General features: G+C 68.4%; 17 protein-coding genes. 8 read left to right on the forward strand and 9 right to left on the reverse strand.

Features of this window, described 5'->3' with window-relative positions:
* Positions 1-303 precede the first annotated feature (303 nt).
* From IT779_RS12515 to IT779_RS12530, 4 genes are all read right to left on the reverse strand, one after another.
* Positions 304-1,020, reverse strand: coding sequence for an ESX secretion-associated protein EspG (locus IT779_RS12515; RefSeq protein WP_196149426.1), 717 nt, complete (start codon positions 1,018-1,020; stop codon positions 304-306).
* The gene (locus IT779_RS12520; RefSeq protein ID WP_196149427.1) at positions 1,017-1,589 is read right to left on the reverse strand and encodes a hypothetical protein; all 573 of its coding nucleotides are present in this window, start codon (positions 1,587-1,589) and stop codon (positions 1,017-1,019) included. Before IT779_RS12520 ends, IT779_RS12515 begins: the two co-directional genes overlap by 4 nt.
* Entirely contained in the window at positions 1,586-1,930 is a 345-nt protein-coding gene (locus IT779_RS12525) for a hypothetical protein (protein WP_196149428.1), read from the reverse strand. Before IT779_RS12525 ends, IT779_RS12520 begins: the two co-directional genes overlap by 4 nt.
* Before the next feature lie 165 nt (positions 1,931-2,095).
* On the reverse strand, positions 2,096-4,567 hold the full coding sequence (locus tag IT779_RS12530) for a phosphoketolase family protein (RefSeq protein ID WP_196149429.1): 2,472 nt from the start codon (positions 4,565-4,567) through the stop codon (positions 2,096-2,098).
* 420 nt (positions 4,568-4,987) lie between these two features.
* Between IT779_RS12530 and IT779_RS12535 the strand changes: the two genes are divergently transcribed.
* The 6 genes from IT779_RS12535 to IT779_RS12560 all read left to right on the forward strand — a co-directional run bounded on the left by IT779_RS12535 (position 4,988) and on the right by IT779_RS12560 (position 11,094).
* The gene (locus IT779_RS12535; RefSeq protein ID WP_196149430.1) at positions 4,988-5,563 is read left to right on the forward strand and encodes an FKBP-type peptidyl-prolyl cis-trans isomerase; all 576 of its coding nucleotides are present in this window, start codon (positions 4,988-4,990) and stop codon (positions 5,561-5,563) included.
* Between the two features lie 203 nt (positions 5,564-5,766).
* Complete coding sequence (gene tig, locus IT779_RS12540) at positions 5,767-7,176, forward strand: trigger factor (protein WP_196149431.1); 1,410 nt, start codon at positions 5,767-5,769, stop codon at positions 7,174-7,176.
* Positions 7,177-7,501: 325 nt separating this feature from the next.
* A complete protein-coding gene (locus tag IT779_RS12545; protein WP_196149669.1) occupies positions 7,502-8,089 on the forward strand; it encodes an ATP-dependent Clp protease proteolytic subunit in 588 nt (195 codons plus the stop codon).
* A 65-nt stretch (positions 8,090-8,154) separates the two neighbouring features.
* Positions 8,155-8,820, forward strand: a complete 666-nt coding sequence (locus tag IT779_RS12550) for an ATP-dependent Clp protease proteolytic subunit (protein WP_196149432.1) — start codon at positions 8,155-8,157, stop codon at positions 8,818-8,820.
* Between the two features lie 366 nt (positions 8,821-9,186).
* Positions 9,187-10,467, forward strand: coding sequence for an ATP-dependent Clp protease ATP-binding subunit ClpX (clpX, locus tag IT779_RS12555; RefSeq protein WP_196149433.1), 1,281 nt, complete (start codon positions 9,187-9,189; stop codon positions 10,465-10,467).
* A 231-nt stretch (positions 10,468-10,698) separates the two neighbouring features.
* Positions 10,699-11,094 carry an STAS domain-containing protein gene (locus IT779_RS12560; RefSeq protein ID WP_196149434.1) on the forward strand — a complete coding sequence of 132 codons (396 nt, stop codon included), beginning with the start codon at positions 10,699-10,701 and terminating at the stop codon, positions 11,092-11,094.
* A 31-nt stretch (positions 11,095-11,125) separates the two neighbouring features.
* Here the strand turns inward: IT779_RS12560 and IT779_RS12565 are convergent, their stop codons facing one another.
* A complete protein-coding gene (locus IT779_RS12565; protein ID WP_196149435.1) occupies positions 11,126-11,500 on the reverse strand; it encodes a nuclear transport factor 2 family protein in 375 nt (124 codons plus the stop codon).
* 480 nt (positions 11,501-11,980) lie between these two features.
* On the opposite strand from IT779_RS12565, the gene mihF reads away from it, so the two are divergent.
* Positions 11,981-12,295, forward strand: a complete 315-nt coding sequence (gene mihF, locus IT779_RS12570; protein WP_196149436.1) for an integration host factor, actinobacterial type — start codon at positions 11,981-11,983, stop codon at positions 12,293-12,295.
* Between the two features lie 22 nt (positions 12,296-12,317).
* The gene (locus IT779_RS12575) at positions 12,318-12,758 is read left to right on the forward strand and encodes an NUDIX hydrolase (RefSeq protein WP_196149437.1); all 441 of its coding nucleotides are present in this window, start codon (positions 12,318-12,320) and stop codon (positions 12,756-12,758) included.
* Here IT779_RS12575 and IT779_RS12580 read toward each other — a convergent pair.
* The 4 genes from IT779_RS12580 to IT779_RS38775 all read right to left on the reverse strand — a co-directional run bounded on the left by IT779_RS12580 (position 12,755) and on the right by IT779_RS38775 (position 18,369).
* On the reverse strand, positions 12,755-13,291 hold the full coding sequence (locus IT779_RS12580) for a hypothetical protein (RefSeq protein ID WP_232541669.1): 537 nt from the start codon (positions 13,289-13,291) through the stop codon (positions 12,755-12,757). The two genes, IT779_RS12575 and IT779_RS12580, sit on opposite strands and share 4 nt — an antisense overlap.
* A 199-nt stretch (positions 13,292-13,490) precedes the next feature.
* Positions 13,491-14,330, reverse strand: a complete 840-nt coding sequence (gene fdhD / locus IT779_RS12585) for a formate dehydrogenase accessory sulfurtransferase FdhD (RefSeq protein WP_196149438.1) — start codon at positions 14,328-14,330, stop codon at positions 13,491-13,493.
* 16 nt (positions 14,331-14,346) lie between these two features.
* Positions 14,347-16,809, reverse strand: coding sequence for an FdhF/YdeP family oxidoreductase (locus IT779_RS12590; protein WP_196149439.1), 2,463 nt, complete (start codon positions 16,807-16,809; stop codon positions 14,347-14,349).
* Between the two features lie 333 nt (positions 16,810-17,142).
* Positions 17,143-18,369 (reverse strand): FHA domain-containing protein, encoded by a 1,227-nt coding sequence (locus IT779_RS38775; protein WP_196149440.1) that lies wholly within the window; start codon positions 18,367-18,369, stop codon positions 17,143-17,145.
* Positions 18,370-18,535 lie beyond the last annotated feature (166 nt).

Here is an 18,535-nt window from a genome sequence, read left to right on the forward strand (position 1 = left end):
TAGTCGATGTACCGCCGCCTGCGAAACTGTGGAATAGCGACGAGGGGCACCGATCTCGGCGTGGCGCGGACGACACGCCACCGGCAAGTTCGATCCGAGGTCACGACTTGTTCATGGAATAGCGTTCGCCTGGTATGCGCTCGAGCGGTTCCGGACCTGCTCAGCGCGATTCTCGCCAGGCCATAGGCAATGCGCATACCAGATCCGATGATCGCCGCCCGCGCGACCCCGAGGTGGGCGCCGCGGTGAAATTCGACCGCACTGATCACATCCGCTACCGACCGGTAATTTTGTTCGAGAGCGTCATCGGATCGCGGCCAAACGCTTGAGTTGGGCGTCGAAGGCGGAGTCCGTGACGGGGGTCAGGCTCAGATCGGTGCTCGTGGACAGCAGATAGCGGCCGTCGTCGGTGAAATCGAGCCAGGTGCGGTGTCGCGTCGGCGGTGACATCGGATCGTCGGGCGCGACCGTCACGGTGATGAAGCCGCGCGCGTCGATCGGTCGGTGCAGGGTGCGGCGGAAGACCGCGGCGCGCTCGGCCTCCTCGGATCGGTCCCAGTCCGGCGGATCGCCTCGCAGGACGGCCTCGCGCGGCTCGCGCATGGCCGACAGCCTGCCCGCGGGGGCGGAACCGATGGCCTCCACCAGATGTCGCGGGACCCGCCGCGCGTGACAGGCGATCACCGTGACATCGCACGGACCGGCGATCAGCACCGTTCCCCACACCAGGTGCGCGGCGCCGAAGGCGAGGATCGGTTCCTCGGGTCTGCCGTCGGCGGCGTAGCGGTCACCCGAGACGGTGATGGTGGTGACGTCGCCGCGCGCGCACAGCGTGAGTGCGCCGGTGAGGTCGGGATCGCGATTGCGCCGGAACCGTTCGGCGAGCGCGAGTTTGTCCCAGTCGTTGGCGCTGCGCACGGTGCCGCGATGGGCCATGTTGATCGGGTAGGGGCGACGGTCGAGTCCGGTTTCGACGGACCAGGCATAGGTGAACTCGTCCGGACTCATGACCCATCTCACGGCGCGAACTCTCCTCGAGCCCGCACGTCGAAGCCGGGGACGGCGTCGCCGGAGGCCACCAATGTCGAGTTGTAGAGGAAGGTCAGCGTGTCTTGTGCGTCGGCGAGCGTGTTCGCCGCGGCGATGTCGCTCGCCATCTTGCGCGGTCCGCCGTCGACCGCCTCGCGCACCGGATCCGGGTCGGGGACGTACGGCGCGGGCGGCGGCGGGATCGCGTCGCGGACGGTCTGCGCCGCCGAGGAGTTCACCTCCATCAGCCGGTGCACCGCTGTGCACACCTGCTGCGCGTCGGCGCCCGAGCGCACGAACGCCTCGGTGGACTCCCGCGCCGAGTCGGCGGCCCGGCCGTGCCATTCCGCGAACTCCTGCCGCACCGCCGCGGCGAAGGTCTCGAACATCTGCTCGAGCGCCGCCGCGCCCGCCTGCCAGCCCTCGGCGGTGCGACCGAGCGCCGCCGGGTCGAGCGCCTCGCGCACCGAATGCCAGATCTCGGCGTGGGTGTAGGCGTCGAACGCCTCGCGGTCGGGCACGTACGGCGGGTCGGTGCGCTCGGGCCGGTCCGGCTTCATAGTCGGTCATCCAATTCGTCGGCGGCCAGGCGCATGGCCGCGCGATTGGCGGCGTCGGCCTCTTCGAACAGGGCGGCCGCTGCGAGATATCCCGCCTTCAGGCGCAATGCCGCCTCCTGCAATCCGGTGAGCGCCTCGCGGTATTGCGCGCCCTTGCCGCCGAATCCGCGTGCCAGCGCCTTGCCCGACGGCAATTCGGCGAAGCCGGACACCTCGGTGAGTTCGGCGCCTGCGACCCGTGCCTGCCGCAGGCCCGCGACGAGTGTGTCGCAGGCTTGCGCCAGTCTGCGCGCCGCCCCTTCCGGCATTCCGAACTCACCCGCCGCGGCCGCGTTGTACACCCCGGCCTCCGCACCTCGTGCCTCGTCGGGTCGCACTGGGTTCGGCCCCCTCGATCTCGGTAGACACCAAAGTCCTTGAAGCACGGCAGTTTATCAGTGCGACCCGACGGTCGGTGCGGGGTTACCGGACCGTTGTATACCGTATGGCGCAGCTCACCGGTGTGGTCAGCCGCGCGCCGGATCGGGCCAACGCCAGTCGGCGACGGCCGGGATGTCCGCGCCGTTGCGGCGGGTCCACGCCCGCGCGTTCCACCGCGCGTCCACCATCTCCTGACGCAGGCCCGCGGCCTTCTCGCGCAGGCCGGGCACCCGGTCGACCACATCCATGACCAGGTGGTAGCGGTCGAGGTCGTTGAGCATGACCATGTCGAAAGGCGTGGTGGTCGTACCCTTCTCCTTGTAGCCGCGCACGTGCATCTCGGCATGGTTGGCGCGCCGATAGGTCAGGCGGTGGATCAGCCAGGGGTAGCCGTGGAAGGCGAAGATCACCGGGCGCTCGCGGGTGAACAGGGTGTCGAACTCGCTGTCGGGCAGGCCGTGCGGATGTTCGTCGGACGGCACGAGCCGCATGAGATCGACCACGTTGACCACGCGCACCCGCAACTCGGGCAGGCGGTCGCGCAGGATAGCCGCCGCGGCAAGGGTTTCCAGCGTCGGCACGTCGCCCGCGCAGGCCAGTACCACGTCGGGCGCCGTGCCGATCGCGTCGTTGTTGCCCGCCCACTCCCAGATGCCGACGCCGCGCGCGCAGTGCACTTGCGCGTCGTCCACCGAAAGCCAGTCCGGCTGCGGCTGTTTGCCCGCGACCACCACGTTCACGTAGTGCCGCGACCGCAGGCAGTGGTCGTAGACGCAGAGCAGGGTGTTGGCGTCCGGTGGCAGGTAGACGCGCACGATCTCGGGCTTCTTGTTGAGCACCACGTCGAGGAAGCCGGGGTCCTGATGGGTGAACCCGTTGTGGTCCTGGCGCCACACATGCGAGGACAGCAGGTAGTTCAGGCTCGGGATCGGCCGTCGCCACGGCACGTTCGCGCTCGCGTCGAGCCATTTGGCGTGCTGGTTGAACATCGCGTCGACGATGTGGACGAACGCCTCGTAGCAGGTGAACACGCCGTGCCTGCCGGTGAGCAGATAGCCCTCCAGCAAGCCCTGGCACATGTGCTCGGACAGCACCTCGATGACGCGGCCCTGCCGGTCGAGTCCGACGTCGCGCGGGTCGATGTCGGCCTGCCAGTCGCGGCCGGTGACCTCGAGGATGTCCTGGAGTCGGTTGCTGGCGAGTTCGTCGGGGGCGAAGGTGAGGAAGTTGTCCGGATTGTTCCTGGTGACCTCGCGCAGCCACCGGCCGAGCACGCGGGTCGCCTCGTGGTCGGTCGCTCCGGGGGAGGAGACCTCGACGCCTTGGTCGCGCCAGTCGGGGAGGCGAAGGTCGCGCACGAGCGAGCCGCCGTTGGCGACCGGATTCGCGCTCATCCGCCGGGCCTGCGCGGGCACCAGGTCGATCAATTCCGGTACGGGAGCTCCGGATTCGTCGAACAGCTGCTCGGGGCGGTAGGAGCGCAGCCACTGTTCGAGGACGGCGCGGTGCTCGTCGTCGCCGCGCGCGGCGGGCAGCGGGACCTGGTGCGCGCGGAAGGTGCCTTCGACTCGGACGCCGTCGACGTAGGGCGGACAGGTCCAGCCCTTCGGCGTGCGCAGCACGATCATCGGCCAGCGCGGGTGCTCGTGCGCGTCGCCGGCGCGGGCGGCTCGCTGGATGTCGGCGATTCGATCGAGGGAGGTGTCCACCGCCGACGCCATCGCCTGGTGGACGCGAGCCGGATCATCGCCCGCCACCACGATCGGCTCGTGGCCGTAGCCGCGCAGCAGCGAGATCAGGTCGGCTTCGGGGATGCGGGCGAGCAGGGTCGGATTGGCGATCTTGTACTCGTTGAGCGCCAGGATCGGCAGCACGGCGCCGTCGCGGCGGGGGCTGATGAATTTGTTGGCGTGCCAACTGCCCGCGAGCGGGCCGGTTTCGGCCTCGCCGTCGCCGACCACGCAGAAGACGGTGAGATCGGGATTGTCCAGCGCCGCGCCGTAGGCGTGCAGGAGCGAATAGCCCAGTTCACCGCCCTCGTGGAAGGAGCCGGGCGTCTCCGGCGCGCAGTGACTCGGGACGCCGCCGGGGAAGGAGAACTGCGCGAACATGGCCGCCATGCCGAGACCGTCGCGCGGGATATGGCTGTACAGCTCGGAATAGGTGCCTTCCAACCAGGCGCAGGCGTTGGGGCCGGGGCCGCCGTGGCCGGGACCCGCGACGAAGACGGCGTTCAGGTCGCGGCGGCGGATCGCGCGATTGGCGTGCGCCCACACCAGATTCAGGCCGGGCACGGTGCCGAAATGGCCGAGCAGGCGCGGTTTCACGTGCTCGGCCCGCAGCGGTTCGCGCACCAGCGGATTCGCCATCAGGTAGATCTGGCCGACCGCCAGATAGTTCGCCGCGCGCCACCACGCGTCCAGTGCCGTCAGTTCCGCCCGGTCGAGCGGGCCCTCGACATCGGCGAGGACATAGGGTTCGGGTGCGACGGTGCGCCCGCCGCCGCTGTCGATATTGTCGGCCGAGGTGTCGCCCCCGGCGCTCGCTGTCCGCGTCATCTGCCGACTCTCCTCACACTGGGGACATCCGTCGCCCGGATCGCCCTACCCGGGAATCCGGATCGTCATGCGTGGGAACTCCGCACGCACGTGAACTTCATGTCTGGGAACGCCGCCGCGCCCGAATCGCTGTGCGCGTGCGGTGCGGCCACGGTGTGATCGCGATCGACCATGGCCGCGACCGACATCGAATGGAGAATGCGGGGCCAAGCCTACCGAGCGGCGAGCGGTCCGGCGCGGGACTCGATCGCGCCCGCGACGTGTTCGGCAATCGTCGTGTGTATGCCGCGGCCGTGCGGCGCAGTGTCGCGGCATACGTCGTGGGCGGACTCGGCAGCCGACAGCGTGTTCCGCTATTTCAACCGAGCGGGTGCGGGGCGGGTTGGGGGCGGCGGGTGTCGGTGGCCTAAGGTGCGCCGCATGCGAAAACTCGGCAGGTTCATCGGAGTCGTCGCCCTTCTCACGGCCGCGTTCACGCTCGGCGCGTGCGGTTCGGACGACGATTCGGGGTCGGCGGCGGGCTCGAGCGCCAAGCCTGCCGCGAGCGCGAGCGCCGGTGTCGGCGCGCCGACCAAGACGCACGGGCGCGAATGCACCGCCGATGACATCAAGGTGACCGGCGGCTTCGGGGCGAACCCGCAGATCAAGTTGCCCGACAACTGTGATCCGCCCAAGCAGCTCGTGTCGAAGGACCTGGTCGCGGGAAGCGGGCCGGGCGCGGCGGCCGGACAGCAGCTGACCATGAACTATTCGCTGGTCACCTGGTCGGACGGGAAGAAGCTGGACAGTTCCTTCGATCGCGGCAAGCCCTTCCCGCTGACCCTCGGCGCCGGACAGGTCATCCCCGGCTGGGAGCAGGGACTCGATGGTGTGCAGCAGGGCACCCGCCGCCTGCTGATCATCCCGCCCGAACTCGGCTACGGCAAAGGCGGCAACGGCATCAAGCCGAACGAGACGCTGGTCTTCGTGACCGACACGGTCGCGATCGGGAACTGACGGCGGTCAGCACCCGTCCGATTGCGGGGCCGCGGAACCGTTCAACTACCCTGGTCGGGATGCGTACATCAGGGTGTGCGGGCCGGTCGTGAGCGACGGCGCCCGCCGCCCGGTCGGCACGTAGCGGCGTCTCGCCTCGCCCCGCGATCGGCGACAACACCGATGACCAGCACGAACACCGAACCGAACGACGAACAAGGAGCATGTCCGTGAAGAGCACCGTCGAGCAGCTGAGCCCGACAAGGGTCAGGATCAATGTCGAGGTGCCCTTCGAGGAACTGAAGCCGGACTTCGACCGCGCCTACAAGGCGCTCGCGCAGCAGGTCCGCATTCCGGGCTTCCGCCCCGGAAAGGCGCCCGCCAGGCTCCTCGAAGCCCGTCTCGGCCGCGGCGCGATCCTCGAGCAGGTCGTCAACGACGCGCTGCCCGGTCGCTACAGCGAGGCTGTCACCACCTCCGAGGTGAAGGTCATCGGCCAGCCCGAGATCGAGATCACCAAGATCGAGGACGGCCAGGAGCTGGCGTTCACCGCCGAGGTCGACGTGCGCCCGGAGATCACGCTGCCGGACTTCGGCGGCATCGAGGTCACCGTCGACGCCTTCACCATCGAGGACTCCGATATCGACGCCCAGCTCCAGTCGCTGCGGCAGCGCTTCGGCACGCTGACCGGCGTCGAGCGCGCCGTGCAGGACGGCGACTTCGTCTCCATCGACCTGTCCGCGACCGTCGACGGCGAAGAGGTTCGCGAGGCGTCCACCACTGGCCTGTCGCACGAGGTGGGTTCGGGTCAGCTCATCGCCGGTCTGGACGAGGCGCTGGTCGGCCTGTCGGCGGGTGAGTCCAAGGAGTTCACCTCCGAGCTCGTGGCCGGTGAGCACGCGGGCAAGGACGCGGTCATCACGGTCACCGTGCAGAACGTCAAAGAGCGCGAGCTGCCCGAGGCCGACGACGAATTCGCCCAGCTGGCTTCGGAGTTCGACACCCTCGACGAGCTGAAGGAAGACCTGAAGGGCCGCGTCGAGCGGGTCAAGAAGGTCGAGCAGGCGGGCTCGATCCGCGACAAGGTGCTCGAGACCCTGCTCGAGCAGGTCGAGGTGCCGCTGCCCGAGGCCGTGGTGCAGGCCGAGATCGACGCCGTCACCCACGACGCCGTGCACGGATTCGACCACGACGAGGCCAAGCTCGCCGAGGCGCTCGAGGCGCAGGGCAGCAGCCGCGAGGAGTTCGACAAGGACACCAAGGAGTCCGCCGAGAAGTCGGTCAAGACCCAGCTGCTGCTGGACGCGGTCGCCGAGGCGGAGAACACCCAGGTCGGGCAGGAGGAACTGACCGAGCGCATCCTGTTCCAGTCGCAGCGCTACGGGATGGCGCCCGAGCAGTTCATCCAGCAGGTGCAGCAGGCGGGCCAGCTCGGCGCGATCTTCGCCGACGTGCGCCGCGGCAAGGCGCTGGCCGGTGTGGTCGGGCAGGTCAAGGTCACCGACTCCACGGGTGCGGTCGTCGACACCACCGAGATGTTCGGCGGTAAGGACGATTCCGAGTCCGCCGATGTCGAGGCCGCCGACGACGTCGTGATCGAGGCGCAAGCCGACGAGGCCGACGCCGCGCAGTGATCGCGCCGCCGCGGGATTCGAGGGATTTCCCAGCGAGGACGCCGTCGGCGATCGGCCGGCGAAGCGCGTCCTCGCACGCAGCGCGAGTGCGTTCGAGTGAATTTGCGCTGTGAGCGAAGAAGGGCGGTGCCGGGAGTTCGGCGCCGCCCTGCTTCGTTACTGTTTGTGACAGCGAGAGTCAGGCTGTGAGGCGAACGCCCGTGGTGCGCCCGACAGCGTGTCGCCGCTGTGTAGCTTTCAATGCTGTAGAGCTAGAAGCTTGCAACGACGAGCCGGTGAGAAGAGAAGGCAGGTATCCGTGACAATGAACAAGGCAGGGGTCGTCATGAGTTCCCCCACTGCTGGCCTCAACCTCAGTGATTCGGTCTACGAGCGCCTGCTGCGTGAGCGCATCATCTTCCTCGGCACCCAGGTCGACGACGACATCGCCAACAAGCTGTGCGCCCAGATCCTGTTGCTGACGGCGGAGGATCCGACCCGCGACATCTCGCTCTACATCAACTCGCCCGGCGGTTCGGTGACCGCGGGCATGGCCATCTACGACACCATGCAGTTCGCGGAGTGCGACATCCGCACCGTCGGCATGGGTCTGGCGGCCTCGATGGGGCAGTTCCTGCTGACCGCGGGCACCAAGGGAAAGCGTTACGCGCTGCCGCACGCCAGGATCATGATGCACCAGCCATCGGCGGGCATCGGCGGTTCGGCGGCCGACATCGCGATCATGGCCGAGCAGTTCGCCCACACCAAGCGTGAGCTGAACGAGCTCCAGGCGCTGCACACGGGCAAATCCGTCGAGCAGGTCACCGCCGACGCCGATCGCGACCGCTGGTTCACCGCGCCGCAGGCGCTGGAATACGGCTTCATCGACCACGTGGTGAGCCACGCGAACCAGGCGAACGGCACCGGTAGCTAGCCGGTTCGGCCCGTTCCGCCGATCGCGCGCGAAACCGTTCACCCACATAGACTTTGGAGACGAAGATGGTCAATCCGATCGACCAAGGAGCCGGCCTCGCCGGCGCGGCGCCGCTCGGCCCGCACTCGCGCTACATCCTGCCGCAGTTCACCGAGCAGACCACCTACGGCGTCAAGACGTCCGACCCGTACAACAAGCTGTTCGAGGAGCGCATCATCTTCCTCGGCAACCAGGTCGACGACATCTCCGCCAACGACATCATGGCGCAGCTGCTCGTGCTGGAGTCGCAGGATCCCGATCGCGACATCACCATGTACATCAACTCGCCCGGTGGCTCGTTCACCGCGCTGATGGCGATCTACGACACCATGCAGTACGTCCGCGCCGACGTGGTCACGGTCTGCCTCGGCCAGGCCGCGTCCGCCGCCGCGATCCTGCTGGCCGCCGGTGCGCCGGGCAAGCGCGCCTGCCTGCCGAACGCGCGCGTGCTGATCCACCAGCCCGCGTTGTCGGGTATCCAGGGCCAGGTGTCGGATCTGGAGATCCAGGCGGCCGAGATCGAGCGCATGCGCAGGCTCATGGAGAGCACGTTGGCCAGCCACACCGGCAAGAGCGCCGACGACGTGCGCAAGGACACCGATCGCGACAAGATTCTGACGGCCGAGGAGGCCAAGGAATACGGCATCATCGATCAGGTGTTCGGTTACCGCAAACTGAGCGCGCAGAAGTAAGTAGCGATTCCGTTCGCGAAATGCGTCGGAAACTTCTAAATTGCTTGATGTCAGGGAGATCCGGCCGGACAGCACGTCGCGCGGCCCGCACGACGCGCCGAAGGCCGGACTTCCGAACCAACCTCTCACCATGGAACGTTGCTTCGTGGTGAGAACTCGCACAACGCGGGTGAGAAACATGCTCGAGTTGTCGACCTCCATCGACCACACCGGGTACGGTCGACTCAGGAACCTTTGCTCCCGGTTGACGGCGTAGCTCGATCCGCCCGACAAGCTCGAAGTGTTCGTGAATACACCCGGGTGCGGCGGATTGCCTGCGGCCTGGATGGACGGTTGCACGCGGACAAGGAAGTAGGGACCCACGAGATGGCGCGCATCGGAGATGGCGGCGATCTGCTCAAGTGCTCGTTCTGTGGAAAGAGCCAGAAGCAGGTCAAGAAGCTCATTGCGGGACCCGGGGTGTACATCTGCGACGAGTGCATCGATCTATGCAACGAGATCATCGAGGAGGAGCTGGCCGAGTCGAGCGAGGTCAAGCTCGATGAGCTGCCCAAGCCCGCCGAGATCCGCGACTTCCTGGAGAACTACGTCATCGGGCAGGACACCGCCAAGCGCACGCTCGCCGTGGCCGTCTACAACCACTACAAGCGTATCCAGGCCGGTGACAAGGGCCGCGACAGCCGCGGTGAGACGGTCGAACTGACCAAGTCGAACATCCTCATGCTCGGCCCCACCGGCTGCGGCAAGACCTATCTCGCGCAGACGCTGGCCAAGATGCTCAACGTCCCGTTCGCGATCGCCGACGCCACCGCGCTCACCGAGGCGGGCTATGTGGGTGAGGATGTGGAGAACATCCTGCTCAAGCTCATCCAAGCTGCGGACTACGACGTGAAGCGCGCCGAGACCGGCATCATCTACATCGATGAGGTCGACAAGATCGCCCGCAAGAGCGAGAACCCTTCGATCACCCGCGACGTGTCCGGCGAGGGCGTGCAGCAGGCGCTGCTGAAGATCCTGGAGGGCACCCAGGCGAGTGTGCCGCCGCAGGGCGGGCGCAAGCATCCGCACCAGGAATTCATCCAGATCGACACCACGAACGTGTTGTTCATCGTGGCGGGCGCGTTCGCGGGCCTGGAGAAGATCATCTCCGACCGCACCGGCCACCGCGGCATCGGCTTCGGCGCTGAGGTGCGTTCGAAGGCCGAGATCGACACCACCGATCACTTCGCCGAGGTCATGCCGGAGGATCTGATCAAATTCGGTCTGATCCCCGAGTTCATCGGCCGTCTCCCCGTGGTGGCCTCGGTCACCAATCTGGACAAGGAATCGCTGGTCAAGATTCTGTCCGAGCCGAAGAACGCCCTGGTCAAGCAGTACATCAGGCTTTTCGAGATGGACGCGGTCGAACTCGAGTTCACCCAGGACGCCCTGGAGGCCATCGCGGATCAGGCGATCCTGCGCGGCACCGGCGCCCGCGGTCTGCGTGCCATCATGGAGGAAGTCCTGCTTCCGGTGATGTACGACATCCCGAGCCGCGACGATGTCGCCAAGGTGGTCGTGAACGCCGATACGGTGACCGAGAACGTGCTGCCGACCATCGTGCCGCGCAAGGCCCAGCGCACGGAGCGCCGCGACAAGTCGGCCTGATCCGCCCTCCGATCCCTCTCGGCCCGGTACGTCCCCTCGTGGACGGACCGGGCCGCGTGTGCACCGAGTGACGAGTATCTCGAAATCGGTAGGTGTGCGGGAACCCTTGAATGGGTAACCATTGGTGAGGGTTGAGCGACCAGCCCGGTTCCGCATTCGTCTACCGCCGGAACACCCCATACTTCGCGGATACGGTCCACCGGTTCCGCGTTCGACAGGACCGGGGTCCTCATGTCGATCCTCAGCTCAACTCAGTTCACCGATTCGGACGCACGCGCGGATCTCGCCGATCGGATTCACGTCTCGGTCACCGCTCCCAGCGACACCGTGGCGCTGTGCGCCGTGGCGGGCGAGGTCGACGTCTGCACCGCCGACATTCTGCGGGGCGCGCTGCTCGGCGCGGTGGATTCCGGTGTGCCGATCGTTGTCGTCGACCTGTCGAGGGTGCTGTTCTTCGGCGTCGCCGGGCTGCACGTGCTGGTGCAGGCGTGCGCGCTGCTCGGCGAGGCCGGACGGACCTTGCGGTTGGTGACCGGGCCGCGGTGCGTGGATCGGGTGCTCGAGGTCGCCGGTGTCGGCTCGGGTTTCGAGCGGGTTCCCGATCTCGCCGCAGCGGTGCTCACCTGAGTCGCGCGAGATAGTCGAAAACGTCGCTGTGTCAGGCGGTTTCGCTGACGATGTCGTCCTGACCCCAGTACGCCTTCATGCTGGTGATGCGGCCGTCGTCGTCGAATTCCATGGCGTCGATCGGGCTGATCGTGAGGCGCTGATCGCCGAACTTCGTGACGAGCACGAACATGAACGCGGCGTGCCTGCCCGCGATGCGCACGCTGTCGGGCCGCAGTTCGGTCTCGCGTTCGAGGTCGGCGAGGACGTCGTAGAACTCGCGGATGGCGTCGTGGCCGCGGCGCGGCTCGGTGCCGATGGGATCCTCGACGACGGCGTCCGGCGCGTACAGGGCCACGATGTCCTCCGTCGGCCCCGTTCCGACCAGCTTGACGTACTGCTCAACGACATCGCGGATCTCTGCCATCGCGAACTCCTGACGAATTGAAACATGTTCTAGTTCGGAGCGTAGCAGTGTGGCAGGTCGGGTGTGCGTGGTTCGCCCACCGCGCGGGGGCCGCGGATCCGAATCGGATCCGGCAGCGGGATCGCCGTTGATCCCCCGGGGTTCGCCGTTGAACCCCTTGCCCCCGCGGGAGGACTCGTTCTGTTGATACTTGTCGTAACTCGGGTCCGCCGTGTTACGGGCCGAATACCGATCGGCCGGACATGGGCTACTTCGCAGCCACCGGCTATGGTGGGAAACGGGTGACCGATAAATCCATGGCCCGATGCCTTTCGTCCGTTTCGCCCGCTCCGGGCGACCGCTGCTCACGTGATGACGGCGTGGCGTCGGAAAACTCATCGCTACCTTCACCCGGTGTGTCGTTCGGGTGCTGTCGGCGCGGTGCTGTTTACTCGGTCCGGTCAACCAGATGTTCGAGTGACGAGTGAAAGCGGAGGAGACATGGCACTGCCCACGATGACCGCCGAACAACGCACCGAGGCGTTGGCCAAAGCGGCCGCGGTGCGCAAAGCGCGCTCCGAACTGATCGGCAAGGTGAAGGCGGGCAAGGTTTCGGTGGCGGATCTGCTGAAGAAGGCCGAGTCCGACGATCTGGTCAAGAAGACCAAAGTCGCCGCCGTCATCAAGGCCCTGCCCGGTGTCGGCCCCGTGAAGGCCGCCAAGCTGATGGATCAGGCGGAGATTCCCGAAGACCGGCGGATCGGCGGACTCGGCGCCCGGCAGCGGGCCGCACTGCTCGAAGCGCTGGAAGCCTGAGGGCCGGGTACCGTTTGCGACCATGACCTCGCAACGGGCCACCGCGCAACCCACGCTCACGTCGGTGGCTTGGATGTGTGTCGAGAACGGCAGGGTGCTCGCGGTCCGCACCGAGGGTCGCGATGCCTTCTACCTACCCGGCGGCAAACCCGAGCCGGGGGAGACCCTGGCCGCGGCGCTGGTGCGCGAGGTACGCGAGGAAGTCGGCGTCGACATCGACGAGGAGGGCATCACGCCCGAGGTGACCATCACGGCTCCGGCCCACGGTCGCCCGGGCACCCTCGTGGTCATGCACTGCTTCCGGGCGGCGGGACGCGGCACACCCGGTCCCGCCGCGGAGATCGCGGAAATGGCGTGGCTCGGGCCGCGCGACGCGGAACTCTGCGCCCCCGCCGTGCGCCGCGCGCTCGAACATCTCACCGCCGTCGGCGGATGGAGCTGGAATCCCTCGCTCGCGGCCTAACGCGAGATCTTGCGGCGCGGGAAGCGGAACTCGAGGGGGTCGGGATCTGCGACCCGCGGCCCGCGCGGCGTGACTATCAGCAGGGCGATGCCGAGCACCAGCAGTGCGGCCGCCGCGATCAGGCTCAGGACGAAGCTCGCGGTGCCCATCTCGGCGGGACGATGCCCGAGATGGTAGATCAGATGCGGCAGCGCCATCACCGACCAGCCGACACCCGCGGCTTGCGCCGTTGCCCCGCCGCCCTGGAACAGCGCGAACAGTGATACCGCGCCCAGCGCGAGGAAGAACGCGCCGACATCGGCGGCCAAGTGATGGTTGAACGGCCCGTCGAGGCCGACCCAGTGCATGCCGAAGAGCCCGGGGAAACTCGTATACCAGGAATGCGGCGCGAACACCGCCCACAGGCCGATCGCGATGCCCTGGAACGCCAGAATTCCCAATATGATTCGGACCGCGAGCCAACGCCGCCGGTGCTGGTCCAATCGCATGCGGACCCGGACGCCGCCCGAATCGCCTTCCAGCGACAATCGCATGGTTCGCTCCGTTCCCGCGCCGATGGATGGACCGGTGTGTTCACGGTAGTGCGCGGATTCACCCGGGTGCAATGGGTCGGTGGCTCGGTGCACGCGCCGAAATCAGGATTCCGGGGTCGGGAGTGCGCCGAAGGGGGCGCGAGCGCGGCGGCTCGGAGAGCGGGCGCGAATCCAGTCGGTCGCGGGCGGAACCGGGTGGTCAGCCGTGGTTGGCGGTTGCGGGTTCGGTGACGGTCACGCGGTGCGTGCCCGCGTAGACGTTCATGGTGTCGCCGCGTAGGAAGCCGATCAGGGTTGCGCCTGCCTCCTGTGCGAGATCGACGGCGAGGGAGCTGGGGGCCGAGACGGCGCCGAGGGCGGGGATGCCTGCCATCACGGCCTTCTGGACCAGTTCGAAGGAGGCTCGGCCGCTGACGATGAGGACGAGATCGGATGCGGGGATGCGGTTTTCGCGCAGTGCCCAGCCGATCACCTTGTCCACGGCGTTGTGTCGGCCGATGTCCTCGCGTACCGCGAGCGCCGTGCCGTCCGGGGTGAACAGGCCCGCGGCGTGCAGTCCGCCGGTGGCGTCGAAGACCGACTGGCGGGCGCGCAGGGTGTCGGGCATGCCCGACAGGGCGGCGGCGCTGACGCGTGGGCCGTCCTCGGGGAGCGGGTAGCGGGTTCTGGTGCGTACTTCGTCGAGTGCGGTCTTGCCGCACAGGCCGCAGGCGCCGGTGGTCAGGAAGGCGCGCGGGCGCGGCGCGGCGGGGACCCGCAGGGCGATGTCGAGCACGTTGTAGGTGTTGCGTCCTTCGGCGTCGACGCCCGCGCAGTACCGGGCGCTGACGATATCGTCGGCGGCGCCGATGATGTTCTCGCTCAACAGGAATCCGTGCACGAGGTCGATATCGGCGCCGGGGGTGCGCATGGTCACCGTGAGTGAGCGTCCGTCCAGCCGGATTTCGAGGGGTTCCTCCACGGCGAGGGTGTCGGGTCGGCTGATCTCGCCGTGTGCGGAGATGCGCACGGTTGGTCGGCGCGCGGTCACCCGGCTCATCGCGGTGCTCGCCCGGTCACGAGGTCGCCGCCGTGTCCGGTGCGGTCGCCGTGTTCCGCTGCGGTTCGACCGTTGTGTGCGTGCCGGGTTGGTCCGTGGTGTCCGTGTGCGGTGCCGTCGTGGTCGGTTCGGCGGTGGTGTGCGCCTGCGGTTCGGCCGCTGTGTTCGCAAGTGGCTCGGCCGCGGTGTGCGTATGTGGTTCCAGGCGGATCGTCACCGCCTTGGAGACGGGTGTATTGGACCGTGCGGCAACGTGATCGAGAGGGACGAGAGGGTTGGTCTCGGGGTAGTAGGCGGCGGCGTTGCCGCGCGGCGTCGGGTAGGCGACCACGCGGAAACCCTGGACCCGGCGCGCCACCCCGTCGGTCCACTCCGACACGATGTCGACCAGATCGCCGTCGGCGTAACCGAGTTCGGCGATGTCGGCGACATTCATCAGGATCACCCGGCGACCGCCGTGCACGCCGCGGTAGCGGTCGTCGAGGCCGTAGATGGTGGTGTTGTACTGGTCGTGGCTGCGCAGACTCTGCAGGATCAGCCGACCCGGCGGCACCGGCACCCAGCTCAGTTCGTTCAGTGCGAAATTCGCCTTGCCCGTGCCGGTTCGGAATTCGCGGGCGTCGCGCGGCGGGTGCGGCAGCACGAATCCGTTGCGTTCGCGCACCCGCCGGTTGTAGTCGGCGCAGCCGGGGACCACGGCGGCGATGGCGTCGCGGATGGTGTCGTAGTCGTCGCGGAAGCGGGCCCACGGGACCTGGTGGTCGGGACCGAACAGCGCGAGCGCGAGTTCGCAGACGATCGCGACCTCGCTGCGCAACTCCTCGCTCACCGGGTCTAGTCGGCCGGTGGACAGATGCACCATCGACATCGAGTCCTCCACCGATACCTGTTGGCGCACACCGGCTCTGATGTCCTTGTCGGTGCGTCCCAGGGTCGGCAGAATGAGTGCGGTTCGCCCGTGCACGACGTGGCTGCGGTTGAGTTTGGTGGAGATCTGCACGGTGAGCGCGCAGCTCCGCAACGCCGCCTCGGTGACCTCGGTGTCGGGGGTGGCGGACACGAAATTGCCGCCCATGCCGACGAATACCGAGGCGTCGCCGTCGCGCATGGCGCGGATGGCCGCCACGGTGTCGTGGCCGTGGGTGCGCGGGCTCGAGATGCCGAATTCGCGGTCGATGGCGTCGAGGAAAGAGTCCGGCATCCGTTCCCAGATGCCCATGGTGCGGTCGCCCTGCACGTTCGAATGTCCGCGCACCGGGCACACGCCCGCGCCGGGCTTGCCGATCATGCCGCGCAGCAGCAGCAGGTTGGTGGCCTCTTCGATGGTGGCGACGCCGTGCCGCTGCTGGGTCAGGCCCATGGCCCAGCAGATGATGATGCGGTCGGCGGCGGCGAACAGGTCGGCGGTGCGTTCGATCTCGGTGCGCGACAGGCCCGTCGCCTCGATCACCGTGTCCATGTCGACCGCGCGGGTCTGCGTCTCGTAGTCGGCCGAGCCCGCGCAGTGGTTGTCGACGAAGTCACGGTCGACGACGGTGCCGGGGGCGCGGTCCTCGGCCTCGAACAGCAGCTTGCCGAGGCCGCGGAACAGCGCCATGTCGCCGCCGAGGCGGATCTGGAGGAAGTCGTCGGCGATGTCGACGCCGGTGGTGAGGCCCTTGACGGTCTGGGGGTCGCGGAAACCGAGCAGTCCGGTCTCCGGGAGCGGATTCACCGCGACGACGCGCGCGCCCGCGGCCTTGGCGCCGGCCAGCGCGCTGAGCATGCGCGGATGGTTGGTGCCGGGGTTCTGGCCCGCCACGATGATCAGGTCGGCGGCGGCGAAATCGTCGATCGTCACCGAACCCTTGCCGATGCCGATGGACCCGGTGAGCGCGGTGCCCGAGGACTCGTGGCACATATTGCTGCAATCGGGCAGGTTGTTGGTGCCGTAGGAACGCACGAGCAGCTGGTAGAGGAAGGCGGTCTCGTTGGCGGTGCGGCCCGAGGTGTAGAAGAGCGCGCGATCGGGGGTGTCGAGTCCGCGCAGTTCGTCGGCGATCAGGCGGTAGGCGTCGTCCCACGCGATCGGGGTGTAGTGGGTGGCGCCGGGCCGCAACACCATCGGGTGGGTGAGGCGGCCCTGCTGTCCGAGCCAGTAGCCCGACCGGGTCGCCAGCTCCGCCACCGAGTGTTCGGCGAAGAATTCGGGGGTGACGGTGCGCAGCGTCGCCTCTTCGGCGACCGCCTTCGCTCCGTTCTCGCAGAATTCGGCGGGGCGGCGGTGGCCGCTGGGTTCGGGCCACGCGCAGCCGGGACAGTCGAAGCCGTGCACCTGGTTGAGCCGGGCCATGGTGCGCGCGGTGCGTACCACGCCCATCTCCTCGACGGAGCGCTTCAACGCGACGGCCACCGCGGTGACGCCCGCGGCCCGCTGTTTCGGGGCGGTGACGCTCAGCGCGGATTCATCGATGTCGCGGGTCGGCCCGTTGCGATGCATAACCCCAGTGTCCTCTCAACCCGGCGGGCGCACCGCGAGTCCGGCGCGTGATCTCGCATCGTATGCCCGCGCGCTCGGCGGCGACGGTGTCGCGTGTCACAGGACGCGACTGCGAGTGGTCATGGGACGGGGTCGCGAGTGGTGACGGGGACGAGGCCGCAGGTGGTCGTGGGGACGCGGTCGCGGGTGGTCGTGGGGACGCGGTCGCGAGTGGTGATGGGAGCGCGACCGTGAGCGGTCACGAGGACGGTGTCGCGAGCGGTTATGGGGACGAGGCCGCGAGTGGTCGTGGGATGCGGTCGCGAGTGGGCATGGGGACGTGTTCGTGAGCGGTCACGAGGGCGGGGCCGTGCCGCGATAGGTGATCAGGACCTTCTCCCCGATGCGGATGCTCCAGCCCGGCGCGAGTTCGGTGGTCGCGGTGCCGATGCGGGTCCAGGAATCCGCGCCGGGCGCGGCGATGTAGGTGCCCGCGGGGGTGCCTGCGTCGCGGACGTAGACCTTGCCGCGTTCCACCGTGACGAAGGCGTGGATTCGGGAGACGTGGCGGTCGCGCGGCACCTCGAGCGGGGTGGCGACGGCATTGCGGACCGATTCGTCGCCGGTAGGCGCGCGCCCGATCACATACGGACGGTCCAAGGGGTATGCGGTGTCCTCGTGGACGAGGGCGCCGGGTGCGCTGGAACCGTCGCCGGAGGTGTTCGGGCGGGCCGGGCGGGTTCGGGACTCGTCGGGCGGCACGTCCTTGTGCAGGGGGATGGAATGCGCGGAGGCGGGGGTGTACGACCAGGGCTGGGACATGGCCTTGGTGCCGACCGCGTCGTCCTCGGAGATCCGACGCGGATGGGCGGGTCTGGCGGCGGTGCGCGGCGGACCGGAGCGTTCGGTCGGCGCGCGTTCCAACTCGGCGGTCGCGCGATGCGCGGCGGGAGTGTGGCCGGTGGGAGCGTGCTCGGCGGCGCGCGGCGCGGGTTCGGCGTACTCCTCGAGCATCTCGAATCCGGCGGGTGCGGTCTGCGTCGACTCGGGCGGGTCCGCGCTCGTCGCCTGCGGTTCCTCGGTGCGCACGCGGCTCGACTTCACCGACCGGCGCGCCACCCGGTATTCGAATCCGCCGCCGGGGACCACGCCCGCGCGCAGGTCGGTGCGTGGGTGCACGGTCAGTTCGGCGCCGGTGTCGGCGCCGATGGCGATGCTGCGCACCGGTTCGCGCACGATCTCGTCGACCCAGGTGAACGCGCGCGCCCCCGAAATTCGGCGGACGCCCTCCGCGCCGCGGATCTCGGCGATCACCGGACCGCGCAGGAGGATGACGGTGCCGTCGGAGGTGGGGGCGAGCACGCCGAACGGCGGTGGTTCGGAGCCGCCCGCGAAGACGACGGCGGCCAGCCGCTGCGCGATCGCCGCGCCGGGATGGTCGGTGTCGGCGACGGCCTCGATGGCGCCGAGAATGCGTTCGGTGGAGGCGGTTTCGCCCGCGAGATAGACCACGACCGCGCCGAAGCGCGCGATCAGGCCGTCACCCGGCGCGATGCCGACGGTCGAGGGGCTCGTTGGCACTCGGCCTCCTTCCCGCGCATGGTCGGCGTCCAGCATAGTGCGGCGTCGACCGCCCGACCTGTGAGTCGCCGGGGTGCGAGCGCGCGGACCCGTCGAACGCGGTTCGTGTCAAACGACGTTCGCATCTGCGTACTCTCGGGCCATGGCACTGTGCAGTGAGCGATCC

Source organism: Nocardia bovistercoris (assembly GCF_015674855.1).
Lineage (GTDB): Bacteria > Actinomycetota > Actinomycetes > Mycobacteriales > Mycobacteriaceae > Nocardia > Nocardia bovistercoris.

What these genes read in the sequence shown, in the direction of transcription:
- IT779_RS12580 (WP_232541669.1), bottom strand. Translation starts at nt 13,291, where the DNA reads ATGCGATTGTCGCTGGAAGGCGATTCGGGCGGCGTCCGGGTCCGCATG.
- IT779_RS12550 (WP_196149432.1), top strand. Translation starts at nt 8,155, where the DNA reads ATGGTCAATCCGATCGACCAAGGAGCCGGCCTCGCCGGCGCGGCGCCG.
- IT779_RS12590 (WP_196149439.1), bottom strand. Translation starts at nt 16,809, where the DNA reads ATGCATCGCAACGGGCCGACCCGCGACATCGATGAATCCGCGCTGAGC.
- IT779_RS12560 (WP_196149434.1), top strand. Translation starts at nt 10,699, where the DNA reads ATGTCGATCCTCAGCTCAACTCAGTTCACCGATTCGGACGCACGCGCG.
- IT779_RS12565 (WP_196149435.1), bottom strand. Translation starts at nt 11,500, where the DNA reads ATGGCAGAGATCCGCGATGTCGTTGAGCAGTACGTCAAGCTGGTCGGA.
- IT779_RS12545 (WP_196149669.1), top strand. Translation starts at nt 7,502, where the DNA reads ATGAGTTCCCCCACTGCTGGCCTCAACCTCAGTGATTCGGTCTACGAG.
- clpX (WP_196149433.1), top strand. Translation starts at nt 9,187, where the DNA reads ATGGCGCGCATCGGAGATGGCGGCGATCTGCTCAAGTGCTCGTTCTGT.
- IT779_RS12530 (WP_196149429.1), bottom strand. Translation starts at nt 4,567, where the DNA reads ATGACGCGGACAGCGAGCGCCGGGGGCGACACCTCGGCCGACAATATC.
- IT779_RS12520 (WP_196149427.1), bottom strand. Translation starts at nt 1,589, where the DNA reads ATGAAGCCGGACCGGCCCGAGCGCACCGACCCGCCGTACGTGCCCGAC.
- fdhD (WP_196149438.1), bottom strand. Translation starts at nt 14,330, where the DNA reads ATGAGCCGGGTGACCGCGCGCCGACCAACCGTGCGCATCTCCGCACAC.
- IT779_RS12575 (WP_196149437.1), top strand. Translation starts at nt 12,318, where the DNA reads ATGACCTCGCAACGGGCCACCGCGCAACCCACGCTCACGTCGGTGGCT.
- tig (WP_196149431.1), top strand. Translation starts at nt 5,767, where the DNA reads ATGTCCGTGAAGAGCACCGTCGAGCAGCTGAGCCCGACAAGGGTCAGG.
- mihF (WP_196149436.1), top strand. Translation starts at nt 11,981, where the DNA reads ATGGCACTGCCCACGATGACCGCCGAACAACGCACCGAGGCGTTGGCC.
- IT779_RS12535 (WP_196149430.1), top strand. Translation starts at nt 4,988, where the DNA reads ATGCGAAAACTCGGCAGGTTCATCGGAGTCGTCGCCCTTCTCACGGCC.